At 65.4% G+C, this 16984-nt stretch carries 16 protein-coding genes; 13 read left to right on the forward strand and 3 right to left on the reverse strand.

The features are described from left to right. Nucleotides 1–7: 7 nt before the first annotated feature. On the reverse strand, nt 8–1507 hold the full coding sequence (locus tag P6U31_RS20960) for a leucyl aminopeptidase (protein WP_407183574.1): 1500 nt from the start codon (nt 1505–1507) through the stop codon (nt 8–10). A 340-nt stretch (nt 1508–1847) separates the two neighbouring features. On the opposite strand from P6U31_RS20960, the gene lptF reads away from it, so the two are divergent. The 9 genes from lptF (at nt 1848) to P6U31_RS21005 (ending at nt 11960) form a co-directional block, all read left to right on the forward strand. Then, nucleotides 1848–3017 (forward strand): LPS export ABC transporter permease LptF, encoded by a 1170-nt coding sequence (gene lptF / locus P6U31_RS20965; RefSeq protein ID WP_407183575.1) that lies wholly within the window; start codon nt 1848–1850, stop codon nt 3015–3017. Beyond that, nucleotides 3014–4111: an LPS export ABC transporter permease LptG gene (lptG, locus tag P6U31_RS20970; protein WP_407183576.1), complete on the forward strand. Its 1098-nt coding sequence runs from the start codon at nt 3014–3016 to the stop codon at nt 4109–4111. Before lptF ends, lptG begins: the two co-directional genes overlap by 4 nt. Next, on the forward strand, nt 4111–6600 hold the full coding sequence (locus P6U31_RS20975) for an LPS-assembly protein LptD (protein WP_407183577.1): 2490 nt from the start codon (nt 4111–4113) through the stop codon (nt 6598–6600). Before lptG ends, P6U31_RS20975 begins: the two co-directional genes overlap by 1 nt. A gap of 68 nt (nt 6601–6668) precedes the next feature. Further along, nucleotides 6669–7604 carry a SurA N-terminal domain-containing protein gene (locus P6U31_RS20980; RefSeq protein WP_407183578.1) on the forward strand — a complete coding sequence of 312 codons (936 nt, stop codon included), beginning with the start codon at nt 6669–6671 and terminating at the stop codon, nt 7602–7604. After that, nucleotides 7604–8641: a 4-hydroxythreonine-4-phosphate dehydrogenase PdxA gene (gene pdxA, locus P6U31_RS20985; protein ID WP_407183579.1), complete on the forward strand. Its 1038-nt coding sequence runs from the start codon at nt 7604–7606 to the stop codon at nt 8639–8641. Before P6U31_RS20980 ends, pdxA begins: the two co-directional genes overlap by 1 nt. Then, the gene (rsmA, locus tag P6U31_RS20990; protein ID WP_407183581.1) at nt 8641–9498 is read left to right on the forward strand and encodes a 16S rRNA (adenine(1518)-N(6)/adenine(1519)-N(6))-dimethyltransferase RsmA; all 858 of its coding nucleotides are present in this window, start codon (nt 8641–8643) and stop codon (nt 9496–9498) included. Before pdxA ends, rsmA begins: the two co-directional genes overlap by 1 nt. Nucleotides 9499–9521: 23 nt before the next feature. Then, complete coding sequence (locus P6U31_RS20995; RefSeq protein WP_407183582.1) at nt 9522–10580, forward strand: alcohol dehydrogenase; 1059 nt, start codon at nt 9522–9524, stop codon at nt 10578–10580. A 77-nt stretch (nt 10581–10657) separates the two neighbouring features. Beyond that, nucleotides 10658–10894 (forward strand): hypothetical protein, encoded by a 237-nt coding sequence (locus P6U31_RS21000; protein ID WP_407183583.1) that lies wholly within the window; start codon nt 10658–10660, stop codon nt 10892–10894. A 340-nt stretch (nt 10895–11234) separates the two neighbouring features. Further along, the gene (locus P6U31_RS21005) at nt 11235–11960 is read left to right on the forward strand and encodes a Crp/Fnr family transcriptional regulator (RefSeq protein WP_407183584.1); all 726 of its coding nucleotides are present in this window, start codon (nt 11235–11237) and stop codon (nt 11958–11960) included. Between the two features lie 49 nt (nt 11961–12009). Here the strand turns inward: P6U31_RS21005 and P6U31_RS21010 are convergent, their stop codons facing one another. Beyond that, nucleotides 12010–12747 carry a Crp/Fnr family transcriptional regulator gene (locus tag P6U31_RS21010; RefSeq protein WP_407183585.1) on the reverse strand — a complete coding sequence of 246 codons (738 nt, stop codon included), beginning with the start codon at nt 12745–12747 and terminating at the stop codon, nt 12010–12012. Between P6U31_RS21010 and P6U31_RS21015 the strand changes: the two genes are divergently transcribed. Further along, a complete protein-coding gene (locus tag P6U31_RS21015) occupies nt 12733–13137 on the forward strand; it encodes a hypothetical protein (protein WP_407183586.1) in 405 nt (134 codons plus the stop codon). The genes P6U31_RS21010 and P6U31_RS21015 overlap by 15 nt on opposite strands. A gap of 16 nt (nt 13138–13153) precedes the next feature. Then, nucleotides 13154–13855, forward strand: coding sequence for a Crp/Fnr family transcriptional regulator (locus tag P6U31_RS21020; protein ID WP_407183587.1), 702 nt, complete (start codon nt 13154–13156; stop codon nt 13853–13855). Nucleotides 13856–13895: 40 nt separating this feature from the next. Here the strand turns inward: P6U31_RS21020 and P6U31_RS21025 are convergent, their stop codons facing one another. Beyond that, a complete protein-coding gene (locus P6U31_RS21025) occupies nt 13896–14504 on the reverse strand; it encodes a cupin (RefSeq protein WP_407183588.1) in 609 nt (202 codons plus the stop codon). 310 nt (nt 14505–14814) lie between these two features. Between P6U31_RS21025 and P6U31_RS21030 the strand changes: the two genes are divergently transcribed. Together P6U31_RS21030 and P6U31_RS21035 are read left to right on the forward strand one after the other, a co-directional pair. Then, nucleotides 14815–15504: a hypothetical protein gene (locus P6U31_RS21030; protein ID WP_407183589.1), complete on the forward strand. Its 690-nt coding sequence runs from the start codon at nt 14815–14817 to the stop codon at nt 15502–15504. A gap of 132 nt (nt 15505–15636) precedes the next feature. Then, the gene (locus P6U31_RS21035) at nt 15637–16983 is read left to right on the forward strand and encodes a caspase family protein (protein ID WP_407183590.1); all 1347 of its coding nucleotides are present in this window, start codon (nt 15637–15639) and stop codon (nt 16981–16983) included. Nucleotide 16984 lies beyond the last annotated feature (1 nt).

Consider the following 16984-nt stretch of genomic DNA (forward strand, 5'->3'; position numbering starts at 1 on the left):
CACAGGATCATTTGCGCTCGTAATGGTCGGCGACCAGGCGATCCAGCAAGCGGACACCGTAGCCGCTGCCCCAGCTCTGGTTGACGTCGGTCTTGGGCGCGCCCATGGCGGTGCCGGCGATGTCGAGATGGGCCCAGGGCACACCGTCGACGAAGCGCTGCAGGAACTGCGCCGCCGTGATCGAGCCGCCATGACGGCCGCCGGTGTTCTTCATGTCGGCGAACTGGGAATCGATCAGCTTGTCGTATTCGGGACCGAGCGGCATGCGCCAGACCTTCTCCCCGCATTCGATGCCGGCCGTCAGCAGGCGCTCGGCAAGCTCGTCATTGTTGGAAAACATGCCGGCATGCTCGGTGCCGAGCGCGACCACGATCGCGCCGGTCAGCGTAGCCAGGTCCACCATGAATTTCGGCTTCACCTTCTTGGCGACGTACCAGAGCACGTCGGCCAGCACGAGGCGGCCCTCCGCATCGGTGTTGATGATCTCGATGGTCTGGCCCGACATCGAGGTGACGATATCGCCCGGCCGCTGCGCATTGCCGTCGGGCATGTTCTCGACGAGGCCGATGGCGCCGACCACGTTGGCCTTGGCCTTGCGCGCCGCCAGCGCGTGCATCAGGCCGACGACGCAGGCCGCACCCCCCATGTCGCCCTTCATGTCCTCCATGCTGCCGGCCGGCTTGATCGAGATGCCGCCGGTGTCGAAGCAGACGCCCTTGCCGATGAAGCTGACCGGCGCCTCGCCCTTCTTGCCGCCGTCCCAGCGCATGATCACGGTGCGGCTCGGCCGCGCCGAGCCCTGGCCGACGCCGAGCAGCGCGCCCATGCCGAGCTTCTGCATCGCCTTGACGTCGAGCACCTCGACCTTGACGCCGAGCTTGCGGAGCTGGCTGGCGCGGCGCGCGAACTCCTCGGGGAACAGCACGTTCGGCGGCTCGTTGACGAGGTCGCGCGCGATCATCACGCCGTCGACGACATGGCTGGCCGCGACAAACGCCTTCTTCGCAGCAGCGGCATCGCCGACCGCAAGCGAGACATCGGCGCGCGAGCCGCCCTCCTCGCCGTCCTTCTTCTTGGTCTTGTAACGGTCGAATTTGTAGGCGCGCAGCCGCAGGCCGGAGGCGATCGCCACCGCCTGCTCGCTCGTCATGGCGCCATCCGGCAGCTCCGCCATGATGGTCATGGCGGCGCTGCCGGCGGAAAGCTTGCTCGCCGCCACACCGCCGAATTTGAGGAAATCGTTCGCCTTGAGACCGGCCGCCTTGCCGGCGCCGATCACGAGCAGGCGGGTGGCCTTGACCCCTTCCGGCGCCAGGATGTCCAGCGCGGCCCCACTTTTGCCCTTGAAGGCAGCGGCGGCCGCCGCGCGCTTCACGAGATCGACAGCGCCGCCCAGCGCCTTGGCGGTCGCTGGGCCGACCTTCAAGTTGTCGTCGCAGAACACGACCAGGATGCCACGGGCGGCTGATGATAATGGGACGAAGCCGACCTTGATGGCATCGGACATGGGTAACTCCTTCAAAAGACTTGATCTTCTTGTCATTCAGGCTGCTGGCCGGGGCCATACCTGAACGACGATTCACTGCGCCATACGCACTATGGGGCAGCGGCCCGGCAGATGCCAAGCACCCCCCGTGGCCTCCACGCCACAACGAGGGAATTATTAACCATATGTTGAGGGTGCCATGGGGCAGCCATTTTGTTGACGGATCAAAGGGATGGTAGTGAGAGAGTAAGCTGGCGGAAGAGCTGTTGGCCAACCTTGGGGATCCCCGATCGGGGATTGGTTGGGCAGCCGGACTTCCGGCCTGGAATTGGGGTCTTGGTGGGGATTCGTGCGGTAGCGCATGGGGTCGATCGATAGGTATATTTTCCGCACGACGCTGGCGTCGTTTGCGCTGGTCCTGGTCAGCCTTACCGGCGTGATCTGGATTACGCAGGCGTTGCGCGGCATCGACCTGATGACGAGCCACGGTCAGACCATCCTCACCTTCCTCGGCATCACCAGCCTCGTCATCCCGGCGCTGGTCCTGATCATCTCGCCGATCGCGCTGATGATCGCGATCTCGCACACGCTCAACAAGCTCGCGACCGATTCCGAGATCATCGTGATGAATGCCGCCGGCTTCTCGCCGTTCCGGCTGTTCTATCCGTTCTTCTATGCCACCTGCGTGGTGGCGCTGCTGGTCGCCTTCATCGCGGCGTATCTCGCCCCCGACGGCATGCGGCGGATCAAGCAGTGGGATGCCGAGATCACCGCGGACGTGCTCACCAACATCCTGCAGCCCGGCCGCTTCGCCCAGCTCGACAAGAACCTCACGATCCGGATTCGCGAACGCCTGCCCGGCGGCATCCTTGCCGGCATCTTCATCGACGACCGCCGCGATCCCAACGAGCGCGTCTCGATCGTCGCCGAACGCGGCGAGGTCGTGAAGAACGACACCGGCTCGTTCCTGGTGCTGGAGACGGGCAATCTCCAGCGCTTCGAGGCGGGCAAGCGCGATCCGGCGCTGGTGGCGTTCGGCCGCTACGGCTTCGACATGTCGAAATTCTCCAACCAGGGTCGCGACGTCACCCTCGGCATCCGCGAGCGCTACCTCTGGGAGCTGTTCTCGCCGTCGGAGGATGATCCCGTCTACAAGCAGATTCCCGGCCAGTTCCGCTCCGCCCTGCACGACAGCCTGCTCGCGCCGATCTATCCCTTCGCCTTTGCGGTGCTGACCTTCGCCTTCCTCGGCGCGCCGCGCACCACCCGCCAGAGCCGCAACTTCTCGATCGGCTCCTCGATCTTCGCGGTGTTCGGCCTGCGCATGGCGGGCTTTGCCTGCTCGGTGATGGCGGTGAAGTCGTCAAGCCCGGTGCTGGTGCAATACGCGATGGTTTTCGGCGCCATCGGCCTCGGGCTGTGGATGATCATCGGCGGCGTCGTGGTCGAGCCGCCGCCTGGCCTAATGGAGGCCATCAACAGGTCGAACGCGCGCATCGCGCGGCTATTCGGACGTCCGGCCACCGCATGAGCATGCTCACCAACACACTCGGCCGCTATTTCGCCGGCCGCTTCGTGGTCGCCGCGCTCGGCGTGTTCGCCAGCATCTTCCTGCTGCTGGTGCTGGTCGACTACATCGAGATGGTGCGCAAGACATCAGGGCTGGCATCCGCCTCCGCGCTCATGGTGGCTGAGACCTCGCTGTTCCGGGTGCCGCAGCTGCTGGAGAAGCTGACGCCGTTCTGCATGCTGATCGGCGCCATGACCTGCTATCTCGCGCTCTCCCGCCGATTAGAGCTCGTGGTCGCGCGCGCCGCCGGCATCTCGGCCTGGCAGTTCATCTCGCCGGCGCTCGGCAGCGCGCTGCTGATCGGCGTGATCGCCACCGTCGCCTACAATCCGATGTCGGCGAACTTGCGCGAGCTGTCCAAGCGCATGGAGGCCGAGCTGTTCGGCTCGGCGCCCGGCGGCGGCATCCAGGATGCCTCCGGCTTCTGGCTCAATCAGGTGACGAGCGACGGCCAGACCATCATCAATGCGGCGCGCAGCGAGCAGCAGGGCATCCGGCTGACCGGGCTCACGCTGTTCCGATTCGATCCGGACCAGCACTTCAAGGAACGGGTCGAGGCGCGCGAGGCGACGCTCGAGGCCGGCCGCTGGCTGTTCAAGGGCGTCCGCCGCTTCTCGCTCGACGCGCCGCCGATCGACCAGGCCAGCCTGGAGATTCCGACGACGCTGACCGAGGCACAGGTCCGCAACAGCTTTTCCACCCCCGAGACTGTGTCCTTTTGGCAACTACCGAGCTACATCCGCTCCTCCGAAAGCTCGGGCTTCGCGACAGCCGGATACCGACTCCAGTATCAGAAGCTTCTGGCTCAGCCGTTTTTGCTAGCGGCCATGGTGATGCTCGCGGCCTCCGTGTCGTTGCGCTTCTTCCGGATGGGCGGCGTGCAAAAGATGGTTTTGAGTGGCGTGGGCGCAGGCTTTCTGCTCTACGTTCTGTCGAAAGTAACTGAGGACTTGAGCAAGGCTGAGTTAATGCATCCGATCGCTGCGGCGTGGTTGCCCGTTGTAGTGGGCGGCCTCACCGGCTTTTTGGCCTTGCTCTATCAGGAGGACGGTTAGTGACTGCCGTCCAACGAGGGCTCGTGTCTCGTTTGACGCGGCGTACCTTGGTGCGCGCGAACGGGATCGGCGTGTCCGTCCGCAGGCTGCTGCTTGCCGTCGTCGCCGCTGCCTCGCTCGGCGGGCTGATGGACGCTGCGTTCGTGGCCCCCGCCTCCGCCCAGAGCTTCACCTACAATCCGCTGCCGCCGCGCCCCAAGCCGCCGAAGGCCGCCAACGACAACCAGATGCTGGTTCAGGCGACCGAGGTCGACTACGACTACAACAATTCGCGCGTCTCCGCGGTCGGCAACGTTCAGCTGTTCTACAACGGCACCAGCGTCGAAGCCGACAGGGTCATCTACGACCAGAAGACCAAGCGGCTGCATGCCGAAGGCAACATCCGCATGACGGATGCCGACGGCAAGATCACCTATGCCGAGATCATGGATCTCTCCGACGATTACCGCGACGGTTTCGTCGATTCGCTGCGCGTGGACACCGCCGACCAGACCCGCATGGCCGCGAGCCGCGCCGACCGCTCCAGCGGCAACTACACGGTGTTCGAGAACGGCGTCTACACGGCGTGCGCGCCGTGTAAGGACGATCCGAAGAAGCCGCCGCTATGGCAGGTCAAGGGTGCGCGCATCATCCACGACCAGCAGGAGAAGATGCTGTATTTCGAGACGGCACAGCTGGAATTCTTCGGCGTGCCGCTCGCCTACATGCCCTATTTCTCGACGCCCGACCCGACCGTGAAGCGCAAGAGCGGCTTCCTGATGCCGGGCTATGTTGCCGGCACGACGAACACCGGCTACGGCGTCGAAGTTCCCTATTATTGGGCGATCGCGCCCGATATGGATGCCACCATCACCCCCCGCTTCTTGTCGCGGCAGGGCGTGCTGCTGCAGGGCGAGTTCCGGCAGCGCCTGATCGACGGCGCCTACCAGATCCGCGCCTATGGCATCGACCAGCTCGATCCCGGCGCGTTTGCCGGCCAGCCCGGCGACCGCCAGTTCCGCGGCGCCGTCGACACCAAGGGTCAGTTCGCGCTCAACGACAAATGGGTCTGGGGCTGGGACGGCGTCCTGATGTCCGACTATTATTTCTTCTCGGACTACCGCCTCTATCAATACCGCGATCCGCTCGGCTCGTTCCTGCTGCTGCCGACGGAGGCACTGTCGCAGCTCTATCTGACCGGTGTCGGCAACCGCAGCTTCTTCGACGCGCGCACGATGTACTGGCTGAGCTATTCGGGCAATCAGAGCCAGGTGCCGATCGTCTATCCGGTGATCGACTACTCCAACGTGCTCAACTATCCCGTCTTCGGCGGCGAGTTCAGCTACAAGACCAATTTCGTGAACCTGACGCGTGACCAGGCGGTGTTCGATCCGATCACGACGCTCGCCAACACCAACAGCCTGTGCACGACGGCGTCGGCCGATCCGCTCGCCCGCATGCCGTCGCAGTGTCTGTTGCGCGGCTTCCCCGGCACCTACACCCGCCTCACGGCGGAAGCGCAGTGGCGCAAGTCCTACACCGATCCGTTCGGCCAGATCTGGACGCCGTTCGCCAGTCTGCGCGCCGACGCGATCAACTCCTCGGTCTCGAACCAGCCGGGCGTGTCGAACTATCTTCCGGTCGGCGATACCCAGGCGTTCCGCCTGATGCCGACCGTTGGCCTCGAATACCGCTATCCGTTCATCAACATTCAGCCCTGGGGATCGACCACGGTCGAGCCGATCGCGCAGATCATCATCCGACCCAACGAGTCCTATGCCGGCAAGCTCCCGAACGAGGACGCCCAGAGCATGGTGTTCGACACCTCGAACCTGTTCAGCGTCGACAAGTTCTCCGGCTACGATCGCGTCGAGGGCGGCGGCCGCGCCAATGTCGGCGTGCAGTCCACCACGCAGTTCGACAAGGGCGGCGCCGTCAAGGTGCTGTTCGGCCAGTCCTACCAGCTGTTCGGCATGAACTCCTTCGCGGTCCAGGACTCCATCAACACGGGCATCGATTCCGGCCTGGACAAGCCGCGTTCCGATTACGTCGCGAGCGCCAGCTACTCGCCCAACAGCACCTACACCTTCAGCGTCCGCTCCCGCATGGACGAGCAGACCTGGAACGTGCAGCGCTTCGAGGCGGAAGGCCGCGCCAACTTCAATCGCTGGTCGGTCAGCGTGCTGTACGGCAATTACGCAGCGCAGCCGGAACTCGGCTATCTGACCCGCCGCGAGGGCATCCTGACCTCGGGATCGCTGAAGGTCGCGAACAACTGGGTGGTGTCGGGCTCGGCGCGCTGGGACCTCGAGGCCAACAAGATCAACCAATATGTGCTCGGTGCCGGCTATGTCGACGATTGCTTCGTGCTGGCGGCGAACTATGTAACTTCGTATAGCTATTCTGCGGGCACCACGCCGCCCGTGCTGAGCCATGCGTTCATGTTCCAGATCGGCCTGCGCACGCTGGCGACCACGTCGACGACCAGCAGTTCCTCCGGCCTCCAGTGAACGGTTTGAAGTGCCGGCCGCGCTTGCCCCATCACAGGCTCGACGCGGCTGACCTGCGAGCGACAATCATGACGATCTCATTGCCCGCCTTCCGCCTCCTGCTGACCATCGGTGCGGCTCTGGTCCTCACCGGATTGCCCTCGCCGTCGCGCGCGCAGAACATCGTCGTCATGGTCAACGGCGATCCGATCACCGATTTCGACATCGAGCAGCGCTCCAAGCTCGACCAGCTGACGACGCAGAAGACCCCGGGCCGGCAGGAGGTCATCAACGAGCTGATCGACGACAAGGTGAAGCTCAAGGAGGGCAAGAAGTACGGGGTCGACCCCGGCGTCACCGACGTCAACCAGTCCTACGAGGGCATGGCGCAGCGCATGCGCATCACGCCGGAGCAGCTCACCAAATCGCTCGAATCCAAAGGCGTGCGCCCCGAGACGCTGAAGGGCCGCATGAAGGCCGAGATGGTCTGGACCAGCCTGGTGCGCGGCCGCTTCAAGGAGAAGCTGCTGGTCGGTGAGCGCGACGTCGCGCAGGCCGTACAGGCGCAGACCGGCGACAAGCTGCAGATCGAAGGCACCGAATACAAGATGCAGCCGATCGTGCTGATCGTGCCGCGCGGCTCGTCCGCGGCGTTCCTGGAGACAAGGAAGAAGGAAGCCGAGGCTTACCGCGCGCGCGTCGGAAGCTGCGAGGAAGCCAATTCGCTGTTCCGCTCGACGCCGAACGCCACCATTCGCGACAGCGTCACCAAGACCACCGCCGAATTGCCCGAGGCGCTGCGCAAGGTGCTCGACGATACCCCGATCGGCCACCTGACCGCACCCGAGATGACCAAGAACGGCATCGAGATGGTGGTGCTGTGCTCGCGCAAGCCGACCATGATCGATACGCCGAAGAAGCGCGAGGTTCGCGAGAAGATGTATCAGGAGAAATACGAGAAGACCCAGAAGGCCTATCTCGACGAGCTCCGCAAGGCGGCGATGATCGAATATCGCAATCGCTGATGGCCAATCGCGCAGCAAAGCCGTTTGCCCTTCCCCTAGCCCTGACCCTGGGAGAGCCGGCCGGCATCGGCCCAGACATCACGATCGCAGCCTGGCTGAGGCGCCGTGAGCTGAACCTGCCCGCCTTCTATCTGCTCGGCGACGAGGCGCTGATCGCACGGCGCGCCAGGGCGCTCGCCGCCACGCTGGGGACCGATATCAGAACCGCGGCGGTGAGCCCCGGCGAGGCGGCTTCCGCCTTCACCAATGCCCTGCCCGTGGTTGCCACCGGCGAGCACGCGACCGCCGAGCCCGGCAAGCCCGATGCCTCGAGCGCACCGGCCGCGCTTGCCTCGATCCGCCAGGCGGTCACCGATGTCCGCGAGGGCCGCGCCGGCGCGGTCGTCACCAATCCGATCGCCAAGAGCGTGCTCTACCGCGCAGGCTTCCGTCATCCCGGCCACACCGAATTCCTCGCCGAGCTCGCCGCGGAGAACGGGCGCGTGCCGCAGCCGGTGATGATGCTGTGGTCGCCGCGGCTCGCCGTGGTGCCCGTGACCATCCACGTCTCGATGCGCGATGCCCTGGCCCAGCTCACCAGCGAGCTGATCGTCTCAACCGTGCGCATCGTCGCAACCGAGCTGACATCCCGCTTCAGAATCGCGCGGCCGCGCATCGCGATCTCCGGCCTCAATCCGCATGCCGGCGAAGACGGCTCGCTCGGCCATGAGGAGCAGACCGTCATCGCTCCGGCGCTGAGGACGCTGCGCGCCGACGGCATCGAGGCGAAGGGCCCGCTGCCCGCCGACACCATGTTCCACGAGGCTGCACGCAGCACCTATGACTGCGCCGTCTGCATGTATCACGACCAGGCGCTGATCCCGATCAAGACCATCGCCTTCGACGACGCGGTGAACGTCACGCTCGGCCTGCCCTTCATCCGCACCTCGCCCGATCACGGCACCGCCTTCGACATCGCCGGCACCGGCAAGGCGAATCCGGCGAGCCTGATCGCGGCGCTTCAGCTTGCCAGCCGCATGGCGGCTTCGCAAAATTGATGAGCGCGATCGACGATCTCCCGCCGCTGCGCGAGGTCATTCGCCAGCACGCGCTGTCGGCGCGCAAATCGCTCGGTCAGAACTTTCTGCTCGATCTCAATCTCACCGCCCGCATCGCCCGGGCGGCGGCACCGCTGGAAGACACCACCATCGTCGAGATCGGCCCGGGCCCCGGCGGGCTGACGCGCGCGCTGCTCGCACTCGGCGCACGGCGCGTGATCGCCATCGAGCATGACGAGCGCGCGATCCCTGCCTTGCAGGATATTTCCGCGCGCTATCCTGGCAGGCTCGAGATCGTGCATGGCGATGCCATGAGCTTCGACCTGCGCCCGCTGCTCAACGGAGAAAGAGCAAAGATCGTCGCCAACCTGCCCTACAACATCGCGACCCAGCTCCTGATCAACTGGCTGACCACCGAGCCCTGGCCGCCCTGGTACGACATGATGGTGCTGATGTTCCAACGCGAGGTCGGCGAGCGCATCGTAGCGCACGAAGACGAGGAGGCCTATGGCCGGCTCGGCGTGCTCGCCAACTGGCGCTGCGAGACCAAGATCCTGTTCGACATCGCGCCGTCGGCCTTCGTGCCGCCGCCGAAGGTCACCTCCTCCGTCGTGCGCCTCAAGCCGCGCGCAGAGCCGCTGCCGTGCGATCGCAGGCTGCTCGAGCAGGTCGCAGCCGCCGCCTTCGGCCAGCGCCGCAAGATGCTGCGGCAAAGCCTGAAGTCGCTCGGCGTCGATCCGGCGCGGCTTGCGCAAGCCGCCGGCGTCGAGGCGACGCGACGCGCCGAGACCATTCCGATCTCGGGCTTTGTTGCCATGGCGCGTGAATTGGCGAATATACGCAGCGAAGCCGAGTAACCAAGAATTCCGGAGGAAGAAAAATGGCGCTGATGCGCAGGCAGTCCCTGGTCAAGTTCGACGCACCCTTGTGCGAGACCATCGTCGACACGCCGAAGCCGAAAGGCGCCGAGGTTCTGGTGCGCATCGAGCGCTGTGGCCTCTGCCATTCCGACCTGCACATCCAGGACGGCTATGCCGATCTCGGCGGCGGCAAGAAGCTCGACACCACGCGCGGTATGACATTGCCCTTCACGCTGGGCCACGAGATCGCGGGCGTGGTCGACGAGGTCGGCCCGGACGTTCCCGCCGGCCTCGTCGGCGCCAAGAAGGCGGTGTTTCCCTGGATCGGCTGCGGCCAGTGCCGCGATTGCGCCAATGGCGATGAGAACCTTTGCGTGAAGCAGCGCTTCCTCGGCGTCTCCATCGACGGCGGCTTTGCCACCCACGTGCTGGTGCCCGACGCAAAATACCTGCTCGACTACGATCCCCTGCCCGTCAACCAGGCCGCGACGCTGATGTGCTCCGGCGTCACCGCCTACGGCGCGCTCAAGCGCCTGGTCGACCGTCCGCGCCAGCGCAACCTCCTGCTGATCGGCCTTGGCGGCGTCGGCATGATGGGTCTGTCGTTCGCGCAGGCGATGTTCAAGCAGCCGATCACGGTCGCCGACCTTTCGCCGGCCGCCCGCGATACCGCGCTGAAGAACGGCGCCGCGGTCGCCTACGACCCGTCCGAGCCGGACGTGATCAAGCGCATCCTGAAGGAGACCGAAGGCGGCTTCGACGAGATCGTCGATTTCGCCGGCAATGAGAAGTCGATGGCCTTTGCGGTCGCGGTCGCCGCGCGCGGCGGCAAGATCGTGGTCTCCGGCCTGATGGGCGGCCAGTTCACCCTGCCGATGGTGCAATGGGTCTACAAGCGCATGACCATCGAGGGCTTCATGGTCGGCACGCTCGCGGAAGCCCACGAGCTGATGGCGCTGGCGCGTGCGGGCAAGATCAAGCCGACGCCGATGCGCGAGGAGCCGATGGGCGACGTTCAGAAATGGATCGACGAGCTTCGCGCCGGCAAGGTCGTCGGTCGAATCGTGCTGAAGAACTGACTTCATCGTTGCGGCGGGCCCGACGCAAGTTGCGCTCGCCGCACGGAACGCCTACGGCGTCGCCGCGTTGGCAGCGCATGTCCATTCGCTGCACCGTCGAAAGCGCATTCTTCATCGCCTGGAGCTGCCTGGAGCAGAGCGGCGAGCTCGGCCCGCCGGACGAGACCGCGAACTTCCTTCTCGACGCCATCGAAGCCCAGCTCCGGACCGGCGAACGCCGGCAGCTGATGCTCGCCAACAAGGCGATCGACGCCTGGCGCGCGCACGCGGCGCTGCGCCGATCTTCATGGGCCCGCGAAACACGCGTCGGGTGACGACCCTCGCCGCCTCGGGACCGCCGGCCCGGCGGCATTCTCGGGCGGATCACGGCCGGCGGTCCGTCGGGCGAAGCGCACGGGGCACGACGCTCGGCGCCGGATGCTACGCCAATCCGCGATCCCGCAATGTTCACTCCTGAACAGTCCCTGCCCCAATCAACGCGGCCGCCCAGCACAGGCCGGGCGGGCGTCACGTCTTCCGGAATTCCGCAATAGAACACAGGCGAACTTTTCGGCTGCCGCCGAGCTCTTGTGTGCACTTTGGAACCGTTGGTTCCGCCGCGGAAACGTAGGGTTCTGGCTGGCGCCGATTCCCGGCCAGCGAAGAGAAGAAACTGTGACCGGTCGGCCCCAGAACGATCTGCTCCGGCAGCTCACCTCCAAGGATTTCGAACTTCTCGCACCTGCCCTGCAGCCGATCGACGTCGAGGCGGGCCACATCCTGCATCACGCCGGCGACGCCGTGGCGGCGCTTCATTTCCCGTGCGGTCCTACGCTCGTGTCCTTTGCCGTGCCGGTCGAGGATGATCGCGAGGTCGAGAGCCTGCTGGTCGGGCGCGAGGGTGCGGTGGGCGTTGCCGCGGGCTGCAATCCTTCGCTGGCTTATTCCCGCGTCGTCGTGAAGCTGGGCGGCACGCTGGTCCGGCTGCCGCTGCGCGCGCTCGAGCAGGCGCAGCAGAGGTCGATCGCGCTGCAGGAGATCTTCTCGCGCTATGCCGACTGCCAGTTCGCGCAGTTGCTGCAGACCGCGGCCTGCAACGCCACGCATTCGATCGAGCAGCGCGCCGCCAAGTGGATCATCTCCACGCAGGAACGTATCGGCCGGGCCGAGATTCCCCTCACCCACGAGCAGCTCGCCGGCATGCTGGGCGTCTCCCGCAGCTATGCCAGCCGCGTCATCCAGATGTTCAAGGCAAGGCGCATCCTCGCCACCCGCCGCGGTGCCATCCTGATCCTCGACGCGCCGGCGCTCGAGGCCAAGGCCTGCTGCTGCAACGATTGGGTAAAGAAACATTTTGACGAAGTGCTGGGCGCGCAGCGACTGCCGGCGACTGACGCATGATCGAGACGAGTGCGCGGCGGTCTTCCGACGGGATCCCGCTTCTGCAGCCCTACATCCGCGGCGACGATTGACGCTTCAGGTGCAGATAGGCCGGATTGAAATCTCCGAGCCGCTGCAATTCACGCCATTTCATCACGATCAGCTCGCCGTCGCGCAGATCCATGACGTCGCTTCGTCTCAGCTCGGCGAGCGACCGGTTCACCGTCGCGATCGCCATGCCCAGCGTCTCGCCGAGCTGCGCCAGGCTGATCGGTACGCGGCAGCGATTGCCGCGAACGAGCTGCGCGGCACGGGCGCGATAGAACAGCTCGCAGAACAGGTGCGCCATGCGCGTCTGCATCGGCCGGGCGCTGTTGTTGGTAATGGCCTCGCGAAAGATCGCGGCATCGAGCAGCGTCTCGCGCCAGACCGCCAGTCCGAAGGTCGGCCGCCGCCGAAAAGCGATGAACAACTCGCGATGCGGAATGAAGGCGACCGAGGCTGGTCCCAGCGCGCTCAATCCGTGGTCCATCTGGTCGATGAACAGGCCCTGCGCATCCGGCAGGTCGCCGGTGAGGTGAAAGGCAAGATATTGCCGCCGGCCGCTGACGAGCAGGTGGTAGCGCGCGATCATGCCGGAGACGACCAGCACCGAATGTTCGGGTTCGTCGCCTTGCCGGATGAAGTCCTCATTCGGCTCGAGATCGCGCTGGGTGAAGGTGAGCGCGCGGATTTCGGCAAGATCCTCCTCGGCGAGCGCGGTGTGCTCGCACAGGTTCCGGATCAGCACGTCGTGAGTTTTTTCCATGGCGCCGCCAAAAATCGCACCGGGTCTATCAAAAGATACACCCGGCTCGGGTTCAGCGGACTAGAACGCCGATCAGAAGCACAGGTTGCTAACCGGCTTGCGACCGGCCTGGGTCGCATCCACACCGAGCGCACCGAGCACACCCCTCTCATGAGCCCTACCACTATTCTGGAACGCATCCGCGGCCTGTTCGCATCCGAAACCAGCGCGCACCTCGACTGCATCAGCGATGCCTTCAGGGACGGCACGTTGCGCGAGCCGGTCCGGCCGATGTCCGATCAGGAACTCGCCCGCGCCATCCGCGAGTTCCGCTCTGCGCCGGTCTCCGACTGGACCCTCGCCAAGCTCTCGCGGCGCTTCGTCGAAGCATCGAGGCCGCGGGGCGACTGAGGCATCGCGCGAGCCCATGCCCCATCCGAAGTTCATCGCGCGTCTCCAGGCGATCGCGGGCCTATCCGACGACGAGCGCGGACAGGTCGCCGCCCTGCCCGCCACGCTGCGGCCCGTCGCTGACGGCGAGATCGTGCTGCGCCACGGCGAGACCGCTTCGCGCTGCGTCTTCGTCGTCAGCGGCTTTCTCTACCAGTCGCGCATCGTCGGTGACCGCAGCCAGATCCTCGCCTTCCACGTCCCCGGCGACATGCCATGCCTGCACACGCTGCTGGTGTCGCCGATGGACGCGGATCTCGTCGGCCTCGGACCGACCATCGTCGGCACCGTCGCGCACAGCCAGCTCCGTCAGCTGCTCGACGGCTCGCTCCCTTTGACCCGCGCATTCTGGCGCGAGACGCTGATCGATGCGGCGATCTCACGGCAATGGATCGCCCGCCTCGGTGCCCAGGCGGCGCTGCCGAAAGTTGCGCACCTCATCTGCGAGCTCGCTGCCAGGCTCGAGGTCGTCGGCCTTCTCAAGAACGGCTGCTTCCAGATGCCGATGACGCAGCGGCACGTCGCCGACGCCTGCGGCCTGTCGATCGTCCATGTCAATCGCACCATTCAGGAATTGAGGCATCGCGGATTGATCGCCTGGGAGGGCAGCGAGATCGAGCTGCTGCAGCCCGAGGAGCTGCGCCAGCTGGCGGATTTCACGCCGGACTATCTGACCTGAACGCAGCCGCTGCGCGCGCCGGCGTTCTCTTGGGTTAAGATCACGACCGCTCTCGCCGCCACGCATCGAGCAGCGGGCCGCTGGGTCCCAGGACCGGATCGGTCTTCGGCTTGCGGACCTTGGCGATGCGCTTGACGGCGTCGGGACGCTCGCGCGTGTCGGTGCACTCGTCATAGGTCCCGTCCTGCGGATACGCGCCGACGACCAGAAAGTCCCGGCTGGACTCGATCAGCCGGTGTCCCGTACCCGCGGGCAGGACCAGAACGTCCCCCGCCTTGACATTGAGGATGCGGCCCTTGATGCCGCCGCACTCGATCCGGGCCGTACCGCGCGCCACGCCCATGACTTCATGGATCTGCGAATGGTAATGGACGAAATCATAGACGGTATCGCGCCATGACCGGCCCCAGCCATTGGTACCGAATAGCGTGTCGATGACCACGTCAGGCGGAAAGCGCCGGCCCTTCAGCTGCACCGCGCCGCGATAGAACAGCGCCGGAAAATTCGGATTGTTCGGCACGATGCCGTCGTCGCGAAAACGGAGGGCGCGGGGTTCTCGCGCACGCACCAACGTCCGCAGCGTCGCCGCATCGGGACGGTCCTCCACCAGCTTCTTGGCAAAATTCTTGATCTGGTCCTTGATCGGCATGGCCTCTCCTCAGCCGCGAGATAACGATAGCGGAGGCGATAGGTTTCCAGATGCCCGAGAGGCTTTCCGAAGCGACTGGGCAGCGGCTTCTGAGGAAGATCGCTCAGCTTGATCTTCCTCAAGGACCGGGAGCGCTCCCTGGGCTTCCATGATCGAACCGTCGTCTCCGGCTCGTCGCGGCAGGGGAAACGCAAGAGGGGATCCGCTGACACTGATCGGAAGTGACGGCGAGCTGAACGCGTAAGGTTCGATCCGTCTCAAAGCCGCGAGGCACTCTCGCAGCAGCTGGTAGCCCTGAGGGAGAGGTTCGATGAGTGTCTTTCCGAATTGGTTCAAACAGGCTCGTCAAATTTGGAGACTTCTGCTCGGAGCGCCGCTTGTTTGCCTCCTCGGAGTCTCAGACGCCGCAGCGAGCATCATTCAACTTGATATCTCGGGGCGGGCCGAAAGCGTCCGTTTTGTTTGCGATCCGCTTGGCGGGTGTGGGCCGAGCCAGAACATTTCTTCCCAGTTCACGCTTCACCTGTCCTTCGACAGCGGGCCTGCGGACCAGCTCATCGACTTCTCTTCGGGCCAATACCAATTTCTTGGGTTTACCTCAGGTACATTCTTCGTCGATCAAGTCGGCACATTTCCAATAGCGACCGGCAACACCCTGGTGACGTGGCAGGAAGGCCTGCCGGGTGAGAACGCGATAACGGTGAGCACACCGAGCCTTTCCCAAAAAGTCTTCATCACTCAGCCGGGCGCGACGGGACGATACCAGTTCGTGGGCTGCGCCCCCGGCGATGATCCGTTCAGCGTTTGCCGCGGCGGCTTATCCCCTGACGTTGCGACCCTGACCGGTGCTCCGGGCATCGTTTCGGCCGTGCCCGGCCCGACAGTGGGAGGTGGGCTGCTGGGCATCCTGCTCGCTTGTGCCGGTCTTATCCTGAGGTCGCGGAGGCCGCAGGTCTTGACTGGGCGGTCAATGGCTTTCGTAGGCGTTCGATCATCGTAACCCTTTGATGGCCTTGCGCAGCGCGCGGCTGTGATCCGTGCGCGCTCCCTCGGCCGCAGACGCGACAGCGTCGCGCCGCTTTTCGCGCGCGCGCAGAGCTGGTAGAGTGCCGCCATTATTTTGGGGCATTTCATGCGCGCGAGGATTTTCAATCGCGTCCCGCGGCTGGCCGGGCTCATCGCGGCCGTGCTCGCGGTCACGACGCTTCACGCATCGGCCGAGAAGCGCATCGCGCTCGTGGTCGGCAACTCCGCCTACAAGAACATCACGCCGCTGGACAATCCGTCCAAGGACGCAAGCCTGATGGCGGAGACGCTCGGTGCGCTCGGCTTCACGCTGGTCGGCGGCCGCGCCCAGCTCGATCTCGACAAGGGGGCGATGGACCTCGCGGTGCAGAGCTTTGGCCGCCAGGTCCAGGGCGCCGACGTCGCGCTGTTCTATTATGCCGGCCACGGCGTGCAGGTCGCGGGCTCCAACTATCTCGTGCCGATCGGCGCCAATCCGACGCGCGAGGCCGACGTCGATTTCCAGATGACCGACGTCAATCTCGTGCTTCGCCAGATGCAGGGCTCCGGCACCCGCCTCAACCTCGTGATCCTGGATGCCTGTCGCAACAACCCGTTCGGCTCGCGCGGCTTGCGATCATCGGACGGCGGTCTTGCGCAGATGCGCGCACCCGAGGGCACGCTGATCTCCTATGCGACCCAGCCCGGCAACGTCGCCCAGGACGGCGCCGACGGTCACAGCCCCTATACCAAGGCGCTGGCGACGACCATCCGGGTCGCCGGCCTCGACGTGTTCCAGACCTTCAACCAGGTCGGCCTCGCCGTGAAGCGCGCAACTTCGGGCGCGCAGCAACCGTGGGTGTCGTCCTCGCCGATCGACGGGACGTTCTACTTCGTGCCGCCAACGCAAACCGCGCCGCCGCACGTCACGGCGATGCAGGCCGATCCGCTCCCTGCCGAGCGCCTGCGCGCCGATCCCGACCACGTGCCCTTGCGCGATGCCGCGCTGCTCAGCGAACTCAGCGAACGGCTCTACGAGCTTAATTTCGACCCGGACACGCCCGACGGCCTGACGCGGGCGATCACGAAGCTGCAGCAGCGAATCTCGATGGCTCCGAACGGGGAGCCGACCGAAGGCCTGCTGCTGCGAATGCGCAAGATGGAGGATCTGAAGCCCTGGGGCTCGATCGTCTACGGGCCTGACAGCAGCAAATGGGGCATCTCCTGGAATCACGCCTCACGGCGCGCGGCGGTGGCGGATGCGCGCGGCAATTGCGCCGGTGCCAAATGCCCGATCGAGCTGTCGTTCTACGGCAAGAGCTGCGGCGCGTTCGCGATCTCCGAAAAGTCCTGGTCGCTGGTCCAGCGCGAGGGCGTGCAGCGCGCCCGGGATGCCGCGCTTGACGAATGCGGCAAGGCTGGCAAAGCTTGCCGCATTATCGGGGCCGTCTGCGCGGACGGCTCCGGCCGCTGAT

Origin of the sequence: Bradyrhizobium centrosematis (genome assembly GCF_045571495.1) — a bacterium.
Taxonomy (GTDB): Bacteria; Pseudomonadota; Alphaproteobacteria; order Rhizobiales; family Xanthobacteraceae; genus Bradyrhizobium; species Bradyrhizobium centrosematis.